The sequence below is a fragment of the Pseudomonas sp. TE50-2 genome (assembly GCF_040813665.1).
Classification (GTDB): domain Bacteria; phylum Pseudomonadota; class Gammaproteobacteria; order Pseudomonadales; family Pseudomonadaceae; genus Aquipseudomonas; species Aquipseudomonas soli.
In genome coordinates this window covers 5573997-5593640 of sequence record NZ_JBFNXN010000001.1, presented here as the reverse complement: position 1 = coordinate 5593640, position 19644 = coordinate 5573997, and the positions used below count along the sequence as shown (strand labels likewise).

Annotated in this window: 8 protein-coding genes; 3 read left to right on the top strand and 5 right to left on the bottom strand. The window is 67.1% G+C overall.

Going from position 1 to position 19644, the window contains the following annotated elements; genetic code table 11:
- Positions 1–7: 7 nt before the first annotated feature.
- The 5 genes from AAHK21_RS25305 to AAHK21_RS25285 form a co-directional block, all read right to left on the bottom strand.
- Positions 8–577 carry a DUF6162 family protein gene (locus AAHK21_RS25305; protein ID WP_367858728.1) on the bottom strand — a complete coding sequence of 190 codons (570 nt, stop codon included), beginning with the start codon at positions 575–577 and terminating at the stop codon, positions 8–10.
- On the bottom strand, positions 574–891 hold the full coding sequence (locus AAHK21_RS25300; protein WP_046855223.1) for a hypothetical protein: 318 nt from the start codon (positions 889–891) through the stop codon (positions 574–576). Before AAHK21_RS25300 ends, AAHK21_RS25305 begins: the two co-directional genes overlap by 4 nt.
- Positions 888–1424 (bottom strand): thiamine pyrophosphate-binding protein, encoded by a 537-nt coding sequence (locus AAHK21_RS25295; RefSeq protein WP_094012606.1) that lies wholly within the window; start codon positions 1422–1424, stop codon positions 888–890. Before AAHK21_RS25295 ends, AAHK21_RS25300 begins: the two co-directional genes overlap by 4 nt.
- Complete coding sequence (locus tag AAHK21_RS25290; protein WP_046855225.1) at positions 1421–2605, bottom strand: PepSY domain-containing protein; 1185 nt, start codon at positions 2603–2605, stop codon at positions 1421–1423. The genes AAHK21_RS25295 and AAHK21_RS25290 overlap by 4 nt, the downstream gene beginning before the upstream one ends.
- A 114-nt stretch (positions 2606–2719) precedes the next feature.
- Positions 2720–3913, bottom strand: a complete 1194-nt coding sequence (locus tag AAHK21_RS25285; RefSeq protein ID WP_023630533.1) for a PepSY domain-containing protein — start codon at positions 3911–3913, stop codon at positions 2720–2722.
- 246 nt (positions 3914–4159) lie between these two features.
- Here AAHK21_RS25285 and AAHK21_RS25280 point away from each other — a divergent pair, with 246 nt between their 5' ends.
- From AAHK21_RS25280 to AAHK21_RS25270, 3 genes are all read left to right on the top strand, one after another.
- Positions 4160–5143 (top strand): TauD/TfdA family dioxygenase, encoded by a 984-nt coding sequence (locus AAHK21_RS25280; RefSeq protein WP_367858727.1) that lies wholly within the window; start codon positions 4160–4162, stop codon positions 5141–5143.
- Positions 5144–5279: 136 nt separating this feature from the next.
- Positions 5280–8684: an amino acid adenylation domain-containing protein gene (locus AAHK21_RS25275; RefSeq protein ID WP_367858726.1), complete on the top strand. Its 3405-nt coding sequence runs from the start codon at positions 5280–5282 to the stop codon at positions 8682–8684.
- Positions 8681–19633: an amino acid adenylation domain-containing protein gene (locus AAHK21_RS25270; RefSeq protein WP_367858725.1), complete on the top strand. Its 10953-nt coding sequence runs from the start codon at positions 8681–8683 to the stop codon at positions 19631–19633. Before AAHK21_RS25275 ends, AAHK21_RS25270 begins: the two co-directional genes overlap by 4 nt.
- The last annotated feature ends 11 nt before the right edge of the window (positions 19634–19644 follow it).

Sequence of the window (19644 nt, the reverse complement as noted above, 5' to 3'; positions counted from 1 at the left end):
CAGGTCCTTAGTGACGGTGTTGGCGGGTGACCCCGGCGTCGTAGTGGGTGACGATCTGCTGCCAGCCGGCGGCGATCAGCGCATCGCTGTCCAGCGCGTCCGGGGGCAGGGCGGTGCTGTCGCGGCGCAGCCAGACATCAGGCTGGGCATCGCTGGCGGCGGGCAGGATCACCAGGAAGCTGCCGGCCACCTGGGCCTCCTGGCTGCGTCCCAGGTAGGCACCGTTGGCCAGCAACGACCACTGGTGGCTGCCGCGGCTCTGGCTGCTGGCGTCGCTGACGAAGGGTGGCAGCCCCTCGTCGGCCAGGGCCTGGGCGTCCGGGGCGACGCCATTGTCCTCGCGCAGTGCGCGGATCTCCTCGACGGCCACCCACAGGTCGGTGTGGATGCCCTGTTCGGCGGCATTGAGGTCGCGGCGGGCGTCGAGCTGGTGGGCGGCGATGGCCTGTTCATCCTCGCGCTCGCCGCGCACGGCCACCACGCTTGCGGCCAGCACCACGATCAGCACGGCGGCCAGCAGCACGTAGAGGGTCTCGTGCCCGGCGCCAGCCGGGCGCACCACCTGGGCGCGGCTCATGGCGCACCGATGTCGGCGTGGTCGACTTCCACCACGTGGCCGGGGCCGGCGTCGAACAGCACGTAGAACTCGCCGTCGGGGCGCTTGAAGGTCAGGGTCGAGTCGTCGCCGAGCTTGCTCGCCACCAGCACCTGTTCGTCGTAGCCGATCACGTCCAAGGTCACCCCCGGTGCGCCGCTGCCGTCGGAGAAACCGCCCTTGCAGGTGATCTGCTCGCCGTGCTCGGTGCACTCGCACATGGGGTTGTGCGCCAGCGCCGGGGTGGCGGCCAGGGCCAAGAGGGGCAGGACCAGCCTGCGCATCAGCTGTTTCATTTGTTGCCTCCTTGTTTTTCAAGCCAGGCCGCGGTGGCGGGGGATGCCTTGGCCAGCGGCACCGAGGCCTGGTACATCTTGCCGTCCCAGCCTTCGATGGTGATCCAGATGTCGGCGTCGGGACGGGTGCGTGGCGGGATTGGCAGCGAGGTGCCCATGCGCGCCGGCGCGCCGAAGAAGATCGTGCCGGCTGCGCGCAGGCTGCGCGGCTTGCCCACCCGCAGGTAAATGGCCTTGGCGCCGTCGTTGCAGTTGCCGCAGGCGGCGTTGAAAGCCTTGAAGTAGCCGGCCGGGCCTTCGGCGCGCGGGGCTTCGTCGCGCAGCTCGGCCAGGTCCAGGGTCCAGCGTCCGACCTGGACGTCCTGGATGATGTTGGCGCCCAGGCCGCTGTCGCCGCGGAACAGGCTGGCGTCGGCGAAGTACTTGGGCATGAAGCCCAGCGGTACGAGGATCAGCAGGATGTTCAGGTGGAAGCGCCATTTCAGCCACAGCTGCTTCAGGCCGCTGGGCGGCAGGGTGTCGGTCTGGCTCAAGAGTGGGCCTCCAGGGTGATTGGGCGCGCCGGGCGTTCGCCGCGCTTGAGGGCGGCGCGGGTGGCCTGGGTGGTGCGTTTGGTCCAGATCAGCAGGCCGCTGAACACCATCAGGGTCAGCACCAGGCCGAAGAAGAACCAGATCAGCTTGATTGCCAGGCCACCGAAGTCACCGGTGTGCAGCGGGCGCATGGATTCGGTGACGAACTCCAGGGCCGAGCGGTCGCCGAGCAGGAACTGGGCGTCGACGTTGCGCGTGTAGGGGTTGACCTCGGCGGTCTGGAACATCAGCGGGTACCAGCCACGGCCGCCCATGCTGTAGTGGCTGTAGGCGGTGGCGGGCAGCGAGATGAAACTGACGTCCAAGCCCGGGACGGCCTGGGTGGCGATGCGCGCCGCTTCGTCCAGGTCGATACGTGGCGCCGGGCTGCCATCGGGGGTTTGCGGGACCTGCTGGCGGGCGATCACCGGAGTGACGGGCTCGCTGGAAATGGTCACGTGGTTGTCGCCGAGGATCGCCTGGATCAGGAACCAGGTGCCGGTGATGGAGATCACCGCGATGAACCAGATCGACCACACGCCGGCCAGGCGGTGCAGGTCGCCCCAGAAGATCCGCCGGCCATGGCCGGTGCGCACGGGCTTGAAGAAGCCGCGCCAGAATTTCTTGTACACCACCAGCCCGGTGACCAGCGAGGCGAGCATCGGCAGCCCGAGCAGCGACACCAGGTACCAGCCCCAGCTGTAGCCGTTGGTGAAGGGCACCAGCCACCAGCCGTGCAGGGCGCGGGTGAAGGCCTCGAAGTCGAAGTCCGGGCGCTGGCCCTGGATCGCCCCGCTGTACGGGTTGACGTAGAGCAGCGCATTGGTGCCGTCGGCGCGGGTAACCGAGGCCTGCAGGGCGAAGTGCGAACCGTCCGGCTGGCTGAAGAAACGCACCGCCAGGTCCGGTTCGGCCTTGTGCATGGCGTCGAGCACCTGCTGGTAGCTCAGGCGCTGGCTGTCGTCGTCGGGCTTGCTGGCGCGCACGTCGGCATTGGCCAGCCAGACGATTTCCTGGCTGACCACCGCGAGCATGCCGGTGAAGCAGACGATCAGGACGAAGAACCAGATCGGCAGGGCAAGCCAGCTGTGCACCAGAAACCACAGCTTGGAATTGGATTTCTTTCTCGATTGTCGGGCCATCGGTCGGTCTTCTGCATAAAAAAATACGGTCGAGTCTGTGCTCAACCTGGAGGGCTGCATAAGTAAGGACGAATGAGAATCAGAAAGCTGCCAAAGCAAATGAAAGAAAATGTTTCAAGAACTCGACGTGACCTCCGTTGCAACCGGCTGCTTGGCCGTGCGCGCCTGCTTTTGGCTGCGCTTGAGCGCGTTGGCGGTGGCCAGGGCGGTACGTTTGCTCCAGATCAGCAAGCCGCTGAGCACCATCATGCTAAGCAGCAGGCCGAAGAAGAACCAGATCAGCTTGGTGGTCAGGCCGGCGAACTCGCCGGTGTGCAACGGGCGCATGGACTCGGTGACGATTTCAACCGCCTTGCGATCGCCCAGCAGGCGGCTGGCTTCCATCTTGCCGGTATAGGGGTTGATCTCGGCTTTCTGGTAAACCAGTGGATACCAGCTCATGCCGCCGATGCTCAGATGGGCATAGGCGTTGCTGGGGAAGCCGACGTAGTCGACGGTGAAGCCCGGGATTTCGCGCTGGGTGATCCTGACGGCCTCGTCCGGGCTGATCATTGGCGTCGGACTGCCGTCGGCGGTCAGCGGTACGGTCTCCCGTGCCACCACCGGCACGATGGGCTGGCTGGAGATGGCGATATGGTTGTCGGCGAGCAGGGCCTTGACCAGGAACCAGGTGCCGGTGATGGAAATCACTGCGATGAACCAGATCGACCAGATGCCGCTCAGGCGGTGGAAATCGCCCCAGAAGATCCGCGCGCCCTGGTTGAAGCGCAGGGTCGGCTTGAAGAAACCTTTCCAGAAACGTTTGTAGATCACCAGGCCGGTGACCAGCGAAGCCAGCATCGGCAGCCCGAGCAGTGACACCAGGTACCAGCCCCAGCTGTAGCCATTGGTGTGCGGCACCAGCCACCAGCCGTGCAGGGCGCGGGTGAATTCCTCGAAGTTGAACTGCGGGGGAACGCCCTGGATGTGCCCGGTGTAGGGGTTGACGTAGACCCTCAGCGTGCGGCCGTCAGGGTAGGTGACATCCGACAGCATGGCGAAGTGCGACTCGCTCAGGGTCATCAGGCTGGCCACGGCGATGCCGGGCTCGTCGCGCTGCATGGCCACCAGCAGCTCGTCATAGGACAACCGCCGGGCGTCATCCGAAGGCGGATTGGCGCGGGTTTCCGGGTTGGCTAGCCAGACGATTTCCTTGCTGATCACCGCCAGGGTGCCGGTGACGCAGACGATGAGCACGAAGAACCAGATGGGCAGCGCCAGCCAGCTGTGCACGAGGAACCAGATTTTCGAGCGGGACTTTTTCGACATGGGTACACAGTGTCAATGGCGAATGAAGGGGCGGATTGCCCGGCCGTATCAGAAAGAGACGCATGAGCAGGGCAAAACCTGATGGGGTAATTGCAAGCAAGTGTTTCCAGGTTGCCCTGCCTGTTGCTGCGGGTTCCTGCGCCGGGACTAATTTGCCTGCTTCCCGAAACGTCCCCCTATCACCGGATGCGAGCGTGCCCCTGGGCCGTCGCTCCCTTTTCCTTAGGTGTGTACAGGAGGCCCGTCATGGGTGTTGCTGTGGGATTTACAGTGCGTCCGCTATTGCCGGAGCAGGGACGTTTGCCATTGCTGGTGGAGGCCGGTGACGACGACACCAGCCTGCTGGACGTGTTCGATGAGCTCAAGGCGCTGGTGGACGAGCACCTGTTGCACGATGGCGGCATCCTGTTCCGCGGTTTCCGCCTGGAGGGTGCCGAACAGTTCCGTCAGTTCGCCGCCAGTTTCGGCCATCCGCTGCTCAACTATGAGTTCGGCTCCACGCCGCGCACCAACGTCACCCAGGGGGTCTACACCTCTACCGAGTATCCGGCGCACCAGCACATTCCGTTGCACAACGAGCAGGCCTACTCCCGCGACTGGCCGATGAAAATCTGGTTCTACAGCATGATCGCGGCGAAGTCCGGCGGCCAGACGCCGATTGCCGACAGTCGCGAGGTTTACCGCAAGGTGCCGGCGCACATTCGCGAGCGCTTCGTCAGCAAGGGCCTGATGTACGTGCGCAACTTCGGCAATGGCCTGGATGTGTCCTGGGAGGATGTGTTCAATACCGAGGATCCGCAGGAGGTCGAAGCCTACTGCAAGGCCCATGGCATCACCTGTGAATGGAAGGACGACGGTGAGCTGCGCACGCGCCAGGTATGCCAGGCGGTGGCCGAGCACCCGGTCACCGGCGACAAGGTCTGGTTCAACCAGGCGCACCTGTTCCATATTTCCAACCTGCCGCCCGAGGTGCGGGAAAGCCTGCTGGACATCGTCGACGAGGAAGACCTGCCGCGTAACGTCTACTACGGTGACGGTTCGCCCATCGAGGATGAAGTGCTCGACGAGATCCGTGCGGTGCTCGAGGACTGCAAGATCAGCTTCCTCTGGCAGGAAGGCGACGTGATGATGCTCGACAACATGCTCGCTGCCCATGCCCGCGCGCCGTTCGAAGGCCCGCGCAAGGTGATCGTGGCGATGGCCGAGGGGCACTCGCTGGACCAGGCCTGACCTGTCGACGCTGGGGCTGCCGCGCAGCCCCAGGCTTTTCAGGCTCGATACCCGCTAAATCATCCCCCCGCCCATTCGTTCTTGTTGATGCGCCCGGACCTTCCGGTCGCGCCGCCGATCAGCAAGGACCCCACACATGAATGCCGCAGACGCCCAGAAACTTTCCCGCCGTTTCATCGAGTTGCCCCTGGACAAGCGTCGCTTGTTCCTCGAAGGGATGCGACGCGAGGGTATCGATTTCGCGCAGTTGCCCATGTCGTCCTGTATCGGCCTGAGCGAGCGCGACGGCCTGTCCTACGCCCAGCAGCGCATGTGGTTCCTCTGGCAGCTGGAGCCCCACAGTGCCGCCTACAACCTGCCGATGGCCGTGCGCCTGGAAGGCGAGCTGCAGGTGCAGGCGCTGGAGCGGGCCTTCACCTTGCTGGTCGGCCGCCACGAATGCCTGCGCACCACCTTCGCCCAGGACGGCGAGCGCGCCGTGCAGCGGGTGGCCGAGCCAACGCAGGTAGGCATCCAGCTGTTCGACCTGGCTGATCTGCCCGAAGCCACGCGCTGGGAGCGCGCCCACCAGCAGATGGCGGCCCAGGCCACCCAGGCCTTCGACCTCGAGCGCGGCCCGCTGTTCGGCATCGCCCTGCTGCGCCTGGCGCCCCAGGAGCATGTGCTGCTGCTGACCCTGCATCACATCATCGCCGACGGCTGGTCGATGAACGTCCTGATCGACGAATTCATGCGCAGCTACGACGCCCTGGTGGCGGGGCGCGAGCCTGCGCTGGCGGAAATCAAGGTGCATTACCGCGACTACGCACTGTGGCAGCGCAGCTGGCTGGAGGCCGGTGAGCGCGAGCGCCAGCTGGACTACTGGCGCGAGCAACTGGGCGACGAGCACCCGTTGCTGGAGCTGCCGACCGACCGGCCTTATCCGGCCCAGCCCAGCCACCTGGGCGAGCGCCTGGAGCTGGTGCTCGACGCTGGCCTGCGCGAAGATCTCAAACAACTGGCCCAGCAGCACGGCGTGACTCTGTCCACGGTGCTGCTGGCGGTGTTCAAGACCCTGCTGCACCGCTACAGCGGGCAGGCCGACATCCGCGTCGGCGGCCTGATCGCCAACCGCAACCGTAGCGAAACCGAGGGGCTGGTCGGTTTCTTCGTCAACACCCAGGTGCTGCGCAGCCAGTTCAGCGCGCAGACGCCATTCAGCGACCTGCTGCGCAGCCTGCACCAGGCTTCGGTCGGCGCCCAGGCGCATCAGGACCTGCCGTTCGACGCGCTGATCGAAGCCTTGCAGCCCCAGCGCAGCCAGAGCCACACGCCGCTGTTCCAGGTGATGTTCAACCACCAGCCACTGGTCACCGACCTCAAGGACGTGCGCCTGGACTGCGGCCTGCGTGTCGGCTACCTGAGCGCCGAGCAACTGGCCGGCAGCCGCCGCCAGCATGCGGCCACCAGCGACCTGATGCTCGATACCCGGGAGGAGGGCGAGCAGGTGTTCGCCGCCTTCACCTATGCCACCGATATCTTCGATGAAGCCACCATCAGTGCCCTGGCCGGGCACTGGCGCAACCTGCTGCGCGCGGTGTGCAACGATCCGCGCCAGCGCCTGGGCGAGCTGCCGATGCTGGCCGAGGCCGAGCGCCAGGCGTTGCTGTGCCCGATGGCCGATGTGGCGCCGTGGGAGCCGGTGCAGCGCCTGTTCGAAACCCAGGCCGCACGCAGCGGCGAGGCGCTGGCGCTGATCCTGGCCAATGGCGCCGAGGCGCCGTCGATGCGCTATGCCGAGCTCAACGCCCGAAGCAATCGCCTGGCCCATTACCTGCGCCGCCAGGGCGTTGGCCCCGACAGCCTGGTCGGCGTGGCCCTGGATCGCTCGCTGGACCTGGCCGTGGCCCTGCTGGCCGTGCTCAAGGCCGGTGGCGCCTATGTGCCGCTGGACCTGCAGGCCCCATCCGAGCGCCTCGGCCATGTGCTCGAGGACAGCGGCCTGCAATGGCTGCTGACCACTTCCGCGCAGTTGCCCGGCCTGCCGGCGCGGGAGGCAGTGCGCTGCCTGTGCCTGGACCAGCTGAAACTGGAGGACGAGCCGGTCGCTGACCTGCCGCTGACCGTCGTGCCTGACAACCTGGCCTATGTGATCTACACCTCCGGCTCCACCGGCCGACCCAAGGGCGTGGCGATCAGCCACGGCGCCCTGAGCGAGTTCATCGCCCGCGCCATCGACTACAGCGACCTGCGCGAAGGCGACCGGGTGCTGCAGTTCGCCACCAGCAGCTTCGATGGTTTCGTCGAGCAGTTCTTCCCGCCGCTGTGCCATGGCGCCTGCGTGGTGCTGCGCGATACCCGCCTGTGGGACAGCGCCGCCCTGCACGAAGTGCTGATCGAGCACGGCGTGACCCTCGCCGACCTGCCGGCTGCCTACTGGTACTGGCTGGTGCAGGACTTCGCCGCGCGTCCGCCGGCCAGCTACGGCGCGCTGCGCCAGATCCACGTCGGTGGCGAGGCGATGGCGGTGGACGGGCTGCGCCTGTGGCAACTGGCCGGGCTCGGCCATGTGCGCCTGCTCAATACCTATGGCCCGACCGAGGCCACGGTGGTCTCGACCATTCACGACTGCACCGGGCTTGGCCATGAGGCAGTGTCCTGGCGTGGCATCCCCATTGGCCAGGGCCTGGCGCAGCGTCGCCTGTACATCCTCGGCGATGACCTCGAACTGCTGCCCCAGGGCGCGGTGGGCGAGCTGTACATCGGCGGCCCGGGCCTGGCCCGTGGCTACCATGGCCAGCCATCACTGACTGCGCAGCGCTTCGTCGCCGATCCGTTCGCCCAGGGCGAGCGCCTGTACCGCACCGGCGACCGCGCGCGCCTGGGCGCCGATGGCGCCATCGAATACATCGGCCGCGTCGATCACCAGGTCAAGGTGCGCGGTTTCCGCATCGAGCTCGGCGAGATCGAGGCGCGCCTGCAACAGTGCCCGGGGGTTCGCGAAGCGGTGGTGCTGGCCCTGCCGATGACCGGCGGCCTGCAACTGGTGGCCTATGTGGTGCCTGACGCCGCCGAGCAGGATGCCGCCGAGCAGGCGCGCTTGCGCCAGCAGATACGCAGCCTGCTCAAGGCCCGCCTGCCCGAGTACATGGTGCCCGGCCACCTGCTGCTGTTGCCGCGCCTGCCCCTCACGCCCAGCGGCAAGCTCGACCGCAAGGCCCTGCCAGCACCGGACCCGAGTGCGTTGCAGGCCGAGTACCGGGCGCCGCAGAGCGCCGTCGAGCAACAACTGGCGCAGATCTGGATGGACGTGCTGAACGTGCCGAAGGTCGGCCTGGACGATCACTTCTTCGAACTCGGCGGGCACTCGTTGCTGGCTGCCCAGGTGCTGGCGCGGATCAAGGATCAGCTGGGCCTGGTGCTGCCATTGCGCAGCCTGTTCGAACAACCGGCGCTGGGTGACCTGGCCGCCGAGCTGGCCCGGCTGCAGGGCGGCGATACGGATGACAACTGGTCGGATATGGACGCGTTCCTGGGTTCCTTGGAAGGGGTTGAGGCATGAGTGGCAACATGGCGGTACGCATTGCGAAACGGTTCGTCAGCCTGCCCCTGGAGCAGCGCCGGCAGTTCCTCGCCAAGCTGCGTGAGGACGGCAAGGACTTCAGCCTGTTGCCGGTGGTCGAGTCACGGCACGACTTCGCCAGCATCCCCTTGTCCTTCGCCCAGCAGCGGCTGCTGTTCCTCTGGCAGCTGGAGCCGCACAGCGCGGCGTACAACATGGCTGCTGGCCTGCGCCTGAACGGTCGGCTCGACGTATCGGCGCTGCAGCGCTCATTCGACTTCCTGGCCACGCGCCACGAGGCGCTGCGCACGGTGTTCCAGGTCGAAGGCGAACAGCCGCGCCAGGTGATCCTCGATCATCTGGCCGTGCCCCTGGAACAGGTCGACCTCACCGCCATCGCCACTGACCTGCGTGAGGCCGAGCTGGCCACGCGGGTGCGCGAGGCCAGTCACCAGCCGTTCGACCTGCTGCACGGCCCGCTGCTGCGTGCCACCCTGTACCGGCTGGCGGCCGAGGACTATGTGCTGCTGGTGTGCATGCACCACATCGTCTCCGACGGCTGGTCGATGGATGTGATGGTCAAGGAGTTCGTGCACAGCTACCAGGCGTTCACCCAGGGCCAGGCGCCGCAGTTGCCGGCGCTGGCGGTGCAGTACGCCGACTACGCCATCTGGCAGCGCAGCTGGCTGGAGGCCGGCGAGGGCGCGCGCCAGCTCGACTACTGGCGCCAGCAGTTGGGCGATGAGCAACCGCTGCTGGAGGTCGCCGCAGACTACCCGCGTCCACTGACCCAGAGCTTCGACGGCCAGACCCTGGGCTTCGACTTCGGCGTCGAGCTGTCCCGACGCCTGGGCGGCTACGCCCGCGCCCAGGGCATGACCCTGTTCATGCTGGTGCTGACCGGCTTCTCGCTGTTCCTGTCACGCCAGGCCGGGCAGCGCGATATCCGCATCGGCGTGCCCAACGCCAACCGCGGCCGTGCCGAGGTCGAGGGGCTGATCGGCTTCTTCGTCAACACCCAGGTGCTGCGCTGCCAGGTGGACGAGCGCCTGAGCTTCGATGACCTGCTGGCCCAGGTGCGCGAAGCGGTGCTCGGCGCCCAGGCGCACCAGGAGCTGCCGTTCGAGCAACTGGTGGACGCGCTGGTGCCGGAGCGCAACCTCGGCCACAACCCGCTGTTCCAGGTCAAGTTCAACCAGAACGTCGGCATGCAGCGCCAGCGCTCGCTGGCCTTGCCGGGCCTGAGTGTCGCCGAGTACCCGCTGGACAAGGTCGGCACCCACTTCGACCTGGCGCTGGATATCACCGACGACGGCCAGCTGATCCATGGCGAAATGACTTTCGCCAGCGACCTCTACCAGCGTTCGACCGTCGAAGCCTTCATTCCGGCCTTCATCGAGTTGCTGGGCCAGCTGCTCGACGCCCCGCAGCTGCCGTTGCACCGCCTGGCCGCGCCGCTGCGCAGCGAGCAGGCGCCGCAGCGTGAAGTGCCGGCGCTGGTGCTGGAACAGTGGCAGCAGCAGGTGCACCGGCAGCCCGAGGCGCTTGCCGCTTGCAGCCTGGAGCACAGCCTGAGCTTCGCCGCTCTGGACCAGGCCGCCAACCGCCTGGCCCATCATCTGCAACAGCAGGGTGTGGTCAGCGGCCAACCGGTCGCGGTGCTGATGGAACGTTCGCTGGACTGGCTGACCTGCATGCTCGGTATCCTCAAGGCTGGCGCCGTGTACATGCCGCTGGATACCAAAGCGCCTGAAGCGCGCCTGCGGCAGATGCTCGACGCCGCGCAAGCCAAGGTGCTGCTGTGCGCCGCCGCCGATGCGCGACTGACCAGCCTGGCCGCCGCCGATCGCCTGACCTTGGCCTATGTCCCCGAACAATGGCAGGACCTGCCGGCCAACGCGCCGGCGCTCACGCTGTGGGCTGAATCGCCGGCCTACGTGATCCACACCTCCGGCTCCACCGGCCAGCCGAAGGGCGTGCTGGTCAGCCATGGCGCCCTGGCCAGCTACGTCGCTGGCCTGCTCGAACGCCTGGCGCCTGCGCCGGGGGCGAGCATGGCGCTGGTCTCGACCATCGCCGCCGACCTGGGCCACACCGTGCTGTTCGGTGCCCTGTGTTCCGGGCGCCTGCTGCATGTACTGCCCGAGGCGCTGGGCTTCGATCCGGACGCCTTCGCCCGCTACATGGCCGAACACCAGGTCGGCGTGCTGAAGATCGTCCCCGGACACCTGGCGGCGTTGCTGCAAGCCGGCAACCCCGCCGATGTGCTGCCCCAGCATGCGCTGATCGTCGGTGGCGAGGCCTGCACGCCAGCCCTGGTGGAGCAGGTACGCCGGCTCAAGCCGGGCTGCCGCCTGATCAACCACTATGGCCCGAGCGAGACCACGGTCGGCGTGCTGACCCATGAAGTGGCCAGCCTTGCCGAGGGCGCCCGCGCCGTGCCGGTGGGCGAGCCCTTGCCGGGCGCCCATGTGCTGCTGCTCGACGATGTGCTCAACCCGGTGGCCGACCAGGTCGCCGGTGAGCTGTACATCGGTGGCGCCAGCGTGGCCCAGGGCTACCTGGGCCAGCCGGGCCTGACCGCCGAACGCTTCCTGCCGGACCCGACGCGGCCTGGCCAGCGCCTGTACCGCAGTGGTGATCGGGTGCGGCGCAATCGTTCGGGCCAAGTGGAATTCATCGGCCGCGCCGACGACCAGGTCAAGGTGCGCGGTTATCGCGTCGAGCCGGCCGAGGTGGCGCGGGTGCTGCGGGGGCTGGACGGGGTCGCCGAAGCGGTGGTCCTGGCGCAGCCGGTGGAAGGCGATGAAAGCCGCCTGCAACTGGTGGGCTGGTGCGTGGGGCAGGGCCTGCAGGGTGAAGCCTTGCGCCAGCAACTGCAGGATCGGCTGCCGGACTACATGGTACCGGCGCAGGTCCTGGTCCTTGACCGCCTGCCGCTGACCGCCAACGGCAAGCTGGACAAGCGCGCCTTGCCGACGCCGGGTGTTGCCCGGCGTCAGTACACGGCGCCGGTCGGCGAGATCGAAGATGCCCTGGCCGCGATCTGGGCCGAGGTGCTCAAGCTCGACCAGGTCGGTAGCACCGACAACTTCTTCGAGCTGGGCGGCGACTCGATTCTCAGCCTGCAGATCATCGCCCGGGCCAAGCGCCAGGGCATCAAGCTCAGCCCCAAGCAACTGTTCGAGAAACAGACCATCGGCCAGCTGGCGGCCGTGGCCAAGCGCATCGAGAAAAAGGCCGTGGCGGCCGAGCAGGTTAGTGGTTCCATGCCATTGCTGCCGATCCAGGCGCGCTTCTTCGAAACCGCTATCCCCGAGCGTCAACACTGGAACCAGGCCCTGCTGCTCAAGCCGACCCAGGCCCTTGGCGCTGACCACCTGCAAGGCGCATTGCAGGCGCTGGTCGCTCAGCACGACGCCTTGCGCCTGCGCTTCACCCAGGGCGAGGCCTGGCAGGCCGCATTCCAGCCCGCCAAGGCCGACGATATCCTCTGGGTTCGTCAACTGAGTGACCTGGCCGAGCTACCGGCCTTGGCCGAGCAGGCCCAGCGCAGCCTCGACCTGGCCCAGGGGCCACTGCTGCGGGCGCTGCTGGTAGAACTTCCCGAAGGTCAGCAGCGCTTGCTGCTGGTGATCCACCACCTGGTGGTCGATGGCGTGTCCTGGCGGGTACTGCTGGAAGACCTGCAACTGGCCTACACGGCCCTGGCCGCCGGCAAGGCCGTGACACTGGCAGCCAAGAGCAGCTCGCTCAAGGCCTGGGCCGAGCGCCTTGGCGCCTATGCCCGCAGCCCGGAACTGCTGGCCGAGGCCGACCACTGGCTGCAAGGCCTTGAAGCCGCTGGTGGCGAGTTGCCCCGCGATAACCCGGCGGGCGCCCAGACCAATCGTCACGTCGCCCATGCCTCGTCACGCCTGGACGCCACGCTGACCCGCAAACTACTGCAAGTGGCGCCCGCCGCGTACCGAACCCAGGTCAACGACCTGCTGCTGGCGGCCCTGTCACGGGTACTGTGCGACTGGACCCGAGAGGATTCGGTACTGATCCAGCTCGAAGGCCATGGCCGCGAGGACCTGTTCCCGGAGCTGGACCTCAGTCGCACCCTCGGCTGGTTCAGCAGCCTGTTCCCGGTACGCCTGACACCGGCCCAAGGGCTTGGCGAGGGGCTGTGCGCGATCAAGGAACAACTGCGTGCGGTGCCGAACAAAGGCATCGGCTATGGTGTGCTGCGCTACCTTGGCGAGCCCGACATGCGTGAGCGCTTGCAGGCGCTGCCGCAGCCACGGGTGACCTTCAACTATCTCGGCCAGTTCGACGGCAGCTTCGCCCAGGCCGAGGGTGCCCTGTACACCCCAGCCAGCGAGGGCAGTGGCGCCACCCAGGACCTGGACAGCCCGCTGGGCAACTGGCTCGGTATCAACGGCCAGGTCTACCAGGGCGAGCTGGAGCTGGACTGGAGCTTCAGCCGCGAAGTCTTCCATCCAGAGACCATCGAGGCCCTGGCGCGCCGCTACGAGCAGGTGCTGGCCGAGCTGGTCGAGCATTGCGCCCAGGCGCCGCACCAGGGCGTCACGCCATCGGACTTCCCGCTGGCCGAGCTGACCCAGGCGCAATTGGACAGCTTGCCGCTGGCTGCGGGGGACATCGAAGACCTCTACCCGCTGTCGCCGATGCAGCAGGGCATGCTGTTCCATAGCCTCTACGAGCAGGACGCGGGCAACTACATCAACCAGCTGCGCGTGAGCGTGCAGGGGCTGGATGTGGCGCGCTTCCGCGCGGCCTGGCAGGCGGTGGTGGACAATCACGAAGTGCTGCGCAGCTGCTTCCCGCAGGACCTGCCGTTGCCCGTGCAAGTAGTGCGTCGCCAGGTGCAGGTGCCGTTCGTCGAACTCGATCAGGCCCAGGATCCGGACGCCGTGGCCCAGGCCGAGCGCCAGGCCGGCTTCGATCTGGCCAGCGGCCCGCTGCTGCGCCTGACACTGATCCGCACGGCTGACGGCGGCCATCACCTGATCTACACCAGCCACCATATCCTGATGGACGGCTGGAGCAGCTCGCGCCTGCTCGGCGAGGTGCTGCAGCGTTACAGCGGCGTCGCCCCGAGCGCCAGGACCAGCCGCTACCGCGACTATATCCAGTGGCTGCAAGGCCAGGACCAGCAGGCCAGCGAAACCTTCTGGCGCGCCCAGGTGGCCGAGCTGGACGAGCCAACGCGACTGGTACAGGCGTTCAAGTCCTCGGCCCAAGGGCGAGGCCATGGCAGCCTGGCGCTGCGCTTCGAGCCGCAGCAGACCCAGCAGTTGGCGGATTTCGCCCGGGAACAGCGGGTCACCCTCAACACCCTGGTCCAGGCCGCGTGGCTGTTGCTGTTGCAACGCTACACCGGCCAGGCCAGCGTGACCTTCGGCGCCACTGTGGCCGGCCGCCCGGCGGAGCTCGCGGGCGTCGAGGAGCAGCTGGGGCTGTTCATCAACACCTTGCCGGTGGTCGCCAGCCCACGCCCGGAACAGACCGTGGGCGACTGGGTGCAGCAGGTGCAGGCGCTGAACCTGGCCCTGCGCGAGCACGAGCACACGCCGTTGTACGAGATCCAGCGCTGGGCCGGCTGGAGCGGCGAAGCGCTGTTCGACAACATTCTGGTATTCGAGAACTACCCGGTCGCCGAGGCGCTGCAACAGGGCGCGCCGCAAGGCCTGCAGTTCGGCGAGGTGCAGAACCAGGAGCAGACCAACTACCCGTTGACCCTGGTGGTGCAGGTGGGCGAGCGCCTGGAGGCGAGCTTCAGTTTCGATCGCCAGTGCTTCAGCGAGCTGGCCATCGACCAGCTGGCGGGGCACTTCCAGCACCTGCTCGCGCAGTTGGCGGCTGATGGTCAGCGTGCCCTGGGGGCGCTCAGCCTGCCGGTGGAAGACCAGCAGGTGGTTGCCAGCTATCCAAGCACGGCTTGCACCCAGGAGCTGATCGAAGCGCAGGCGGCGCGCACACCGGAAGCGATCGCCGTGACCTTCGCCGGGCAGGCGCTGAGCTACGACCAGCTCAACCGCCGTGCCAACCGCCTGGCGCACAAGCTGCGCGAGCAGGGTGTGGGGCCGGATGTGCTGGTGGGCATCGCCGTGGAGCGTGGTTTCGAGATGATCGTCGGCTTGCTGGCGATCCTCAAGGCCGGGGGCGCCTATGTGCCGCTGGACCCGGAATACCCGCAGGACCGCCTGAGCTACATGATGGAAGACAGCGGCATCGCACTGCTGCTGACTCAAGACCATTTGCTGGCCGGGCTGCCGGTGCCGGCGCACGTGCGCAGCCTGTCTCTCGAAGATGACCTGACCGGCTACAGCGACGCGAATCCGGAGCACCTGACCCAGCCAGACAACCTAGCCTATGTAATCTACACCTCGGGCTCGACCGGCAAACCGAAAGGCACGCTGCTGCCGCACCACAACCTGCTGCGCCTGTTCAAGGCCACCGATGCCTGGTTCGGCTTCGGCCCGCAGGATGTGTGGACGCTGTTCCACTCGTACGCCTTCGACTTCTCGGTGTGGGAGATCTTCGGTGCGCTGCTGCATGGCGGTCGTCTGGTGATCGTCCCGCGTGAAGTGACCCGTTCGCCGGAAGACTTCCACCAGTTGCTGGTGGAGCAGGGCGTGACCGTGCTCAACCAGACCCCGTCGGCGTTTAAACCGCTGATGCGTGTGGCCTGTGACAGTGCATCCGATCTTTCGCTGCGCTACGTGATCTTCGGCGGCGAAGCGCTGGACGTAGCTGCACTGCAGCCATGGTTCGAGCGCTTCGGTGAAGACTGCGACAACCTGATCAACATGTACGGCATCACCGAGACCACCGTGCACGTGACCTACCGGCCGATCCGTTTTGCTGACACGCAACAAGCGGGCAGCCCGATCGGTGCGGCGATCCCGGACTTGTCGATGTACGTGCTGGACGCCGATTTCAATCCGGTGGCCAAGGGCTGCACGGGCGAGCTACATGTCGGCCACGCCGGCCTGGCGCGGGGTTACCACAACCGTGCCTCGCTGACCGCCGAACGCTTCGTGCCGGATCCATTCTCCAGCGAAGGCGGGCGCCTGTACCGCACCGGTGACCTGGCGCGTTACCGCGAGCAGGGCGTGATCGAGTACGTGGGCCGGATCGACCACCAGGTGAAGATCCGTGGCTTCCGTATCGAGCTGGGCGAGATCGAGGCACGCCTGCAAGAACATGCGGCGGTGCGTGAAGTGCTGGTGCTGGATATCGACGGGGCAGGGGGCAAGCAACTGGCGGCTTACCTGATCGCCCAGGACGCGAATGCAGATCACGCAACCCTGCGCGACACGCTGAAACAGCACCTCAAAGCCAACCTGCCGGATTACATGGTGCCGACGCACTTCCTGGTGCTGGAGCAGTGGCCACTGACCGCCAACGGCAAGCTGGACCGCAAGGCCCTGCCCAAGCCGGATGCCAGCCAGCTGCAGCAAGGCTACGTGGCCCCACGCACGGCGCTGGAGCAGCAACTGGCGGCGATCTGGGCTGAGGTGCTGAAGGTCGAGCAAGTCGGCTTGCACGACAACTTCTTCGAGCTCGGCGGCCACTCGTTGCTGGCTACCCAGGTCACCTCGCGGATCCGCCAGCGCCTGAATGTGGAAGTGTCGCTGCGCAGCCTGTTCGAATCCGCCGACCTGCAAGCCTTCGCCCAGGCCGCCGGCCAAGGTGCGGTCAGCCAGGCGCCGGCGTTCAGCGTCGTGGACCGCAACCAGCCGTTGGCCTTGTCCTACGCCCAGCAACGCCAGTGGTTCCTCTGGCAGCTGGAACCGGCCAGCGCTGCCTACAACATCCCTTCGGCCCTGCGCCTGCAAGGCGAGCTGGATATCGATGCACTGCGCAGCAGCTTCGCCGCGCTGATCGCCCGTCACGAAACCCTGCGCACCACCTTCCGCCAGCAGGGCGACAGTGCCGAGCAGGTAGTGCATGCGCGGCTGGAAACGCCGCTGGACATCACCACGGCAGCCTTTGACGAAGCCGGCGTGCAGGCCTGGGTCGAGACCCAGGTGCGCCAGCCGTTCGACCTGCAACACGGCCCGCTGCTGCGCGCCCGCCTGCTGCGCCTGGCCGCCGACGAGCATGTGCTGGTACTGGTCCTGCACCATATCGTTGCCGATGGCTGGTCGATGCCGATCCTGGTCGACGAACTGGTGCGCGGCTATGAAAGCCATCTGCACGGTCAGGCCCCGCAACTGCCGGCGCTGGCCTTCCAGTACGCCGACTACGCGGCCTGGCAGCGCCAGTGGATGGAAGCCGGCGAGCAACAGCGCCAGCTCGACTACTGGCAGGCACGCCTGGGCAGCACCCAGCCGATCCTCGAACTGGCCACCGATCGCCCGCGCCCTGTGGTGCAGCAGTATGAGGGTGCGCGCCTGCCGGTGGACCTCGAGCCAAGCCTGGTTGCACAGCTCAAGACGCTGGCCGGGCAGCATGACGTGACCCTGTTCATGCTCCTGCTGGCCTCGTTCCAGGCCTTGCTGCATCGCCACAGCGGCCAGTCGGACATCCGCGTCGGCGTGCCGGTGGCCAACCGCACCCGGGCCGAGACCGAAGGCCTGATCGGCTTCTTCGTCAACACCCAGGTGCTGGATGCGCGCTTCCAGCCGCAGATTCGTTTCGACGAGCTGCTGCAACAGGTCAAGCACACCGCCCTGGGCGCCCAGGCGCACCAGGAGCTGCCGTTCGAGCAACTGGTCGAAGCCCTGCAGCCCGAGCGCAGCCTGAGCCACAGCCCGCTGTTCCAGGTGATGTTCAACCACCAGACCCAGGTGCTGGGTGAATCCCGCGTACTCGCAGGCCTCAGCCTGCAGGGTCTGGTATCGGACAAGCAGACCGCACAGTTCGACCTGACCCTGGACACCGCCGAACACGAAGGCGGCCTGAGCGCGACCCTGACCTACGCCACCAGCCTGTTCGAGCCGGCGACCGTGGCGCGCATGGCCGAGCACTGGCGCAACCTGTTGCAGGGCGTCTGCCAGGACGCCGGGCAGCGGGTCGCCGAACTGCCGTTGCTGAGCCGCGAGGAGCGCGAGCGCACCCTGTACGCCTGGAACGACAGTGCCGCCGACTACCCGCGCGGGCAGACCGTCCAACAACTGATCGAGGCACAGGCTGCCCGCACGCCGCAGGCCGTCGCCGCAGTCCTGGGCGAGCAGTCGCTGAGCTACGCGCAACTGAACCAGCGCGCCAACGCCCTGGCCCACCACCTGCGCAGCCTGGGCGTCGGCCCCGATGTGCTGGTGGGGATCGCGGTGGAGCGCAGCCTGGACATGCTCGTCGGCCTGCTGGCGGTGCTCAAGGCCGGCGGCGCCTACGTGCCGCTGGATCCGCAGTTCCCCGAGGATCGCCTGGCCTACATGATGGAAGACAGCGGCATCGCGCTGCTGCTGACCCAGTCCAGCCTGGTGCAACGCCTGCCGATCCCGCCGCAGGTGCGCAGCTTGTGCCTGGACCAGGCGCTGCCGGGCGAATACGGCGAGGACAATCCGTGCCAGCTGGCACAGCCGGAAAACCTTGCCTATGTGATCTACACCTCGGGCTCCACCGGCAAGCCCAAGGGCGTGACCATCCGCCACGACGCGCTGGTCAACTTCCTCTGCAGCATGGCGCGCCAGCCAGGTATCGATGCTCATGACAAGGTGCTGTCGCTGACCTCGCTGTCGTTCGATATCGCTGGGCTTGAGCTGTACCTGCCGTTGCTGCGCGGTGCCTGCGTGGTGCTGCTGGGCGAGCAGGTGAACAAGGACCCGCAGGCGTTGCTGGCGGTGATCCGGGCCCAGGCGGTCAGCGTTGTCCAGGCCACCCCGTCGACCTGGCGCATGCTGCTGGACGCCGCGGCGCCCGGAGCCTTCGCCGGCAAGAAGGTGCTGTGCGGCGGCGAGGCGCTGAGCGCCGAGCTGGCCCAGCGCCTGATCGCCCAGGCCGGGCATGTGTGGAACGTCTACGGCCCGACCGAGACCACGATCTGGTCGGCCTGCCATTACCTGACCGACAGCGACGACGTGTGGCTGGGGCGGCCGTTGGCCAACACCCGCCTGCACGTGGTCAGCGACGAGCTCGACGTGCTGCCGCAAGGCGCGCGTGGCGAGTTGCTGATCGGCGGCGACGGCCTGGCGCGGGGCTACCACAACCGCCCGGGCCTGACCGCCGAGCGTTTCGTGCCGGACCCGTTCGCCAGCGAGCCGGGCGCGCGCCTGTACCGCACCGGCGACCTGACCCGCTACCGCGAGGACGGGGTGATCGAGTACGTCGGGCGCCTGGACCACCAGGTGAAGATCCGTGGCTTCCGTATCGAACTGGGCGAAATCGAGGAACGCCTGCTGTTGCATCCGGCGATCCGCGAGGCCGCGGTGATCGATATCGATGGCCCGGTCGGCAAGCAGCTGGCCGCCTACCTGGTGCTGCACGATGCGCAGCAAAGCGTGGAAGCACTGCGCGGCGAGCTGCGTGCGCACTTGAAGGCCGGCCTGCCGGACTACATGGTGCCGAGCCATCTGGTCGGCCTGGCGCGCATGCCGCAGACCCCCAACGGCAAGCTCGACCGCAAGGCCCTGCCGCTGCCGGACGCCAGCCAGTTGCAGGCAGCCCACGTGGCGCCGGTCACGGAGCTGGAGCGCAAGCTGGCGTCGATCTGGGCCGAGGTGCTGCAGGTCGAGCGGGTGGGCCTGCAGGACAACTTCTTCGACCTCGGCGGGCATTCGCTGCTGATCGTCCAGGTGATCGGCCGGGTGCGCGAACAACTGGGCGTCGACCTGAGTCTCAACGAGCTGTTCGAGCAGGCCACGCTGGCCGACTTCAGCCAGGTGGTGGAGCGCAAGTCGGGGCAGGTCGCCAACGCCCATGACGAGCTGACTAAATCCTTGGAGGCCTTGAAACGTCTTACTGCACAGGAAATAGATAATCTGATCGCTTAGCGGGAGACATT

What these genes read in the sequence shown, in the direction of transcription:
- AAHK21_RS25305 (WP_367858728.1), bottom strand. Translation starts at nt 577, where the DNA reads ATGAGCCGCGCCCAGGTGGTGCGCCCGGCTGGCGCCGGGCACGAGACC.
- AAHK21_RS25300 (WP_046855223.1), bottom strand. Translation starts at nt 891, where the DNA reads ATGAAACAGCTGATGCGCAGGCTGGTCCTGCCCCTCTTGGCCCTGGCC.
- AAHK21_RS25290 (WP_046855225.1), bottom strand. Translation starts at nt 2,605, where the DNA reads ATGGCCCGACAATCGAGAAAGAAATCCAATTCCAAGCTGTGGTTTCTG.
- AAHK21_RS25285 (WP_023630533.1), bottom strand. Translation starts at nt 3,913, where the DNA reads ATGTCGAAAAAGTCCCGCTCGAAAATCTGGTTCCTCGTGCACAGCTGG.
- AAHK21_RS25280 (WP_367858727.1), top strand. Translation starts at nt 4,160, where the DNA reads ATGGGTGTTGCTGTGGGATTTACAGTGCGTCCGCTATTGCCGGAGCAG.
- AAHK21_RS25275 (WP_367858726.1), top strand. Translation starts at nt 5,280, where the DNA reads ATGAATGCCGCAGACGCCCAGAAACTTTCCCGCCGTTTCATCGAGTTG.
- AAHK21_RS25270 (WP_367858725.1), top strand. Translation starts at nt 8,681, where the DNA reads ATGAGTGGCAACATGGCGGTACGCATTGCGAAACGGTTCGTCAGCCTG.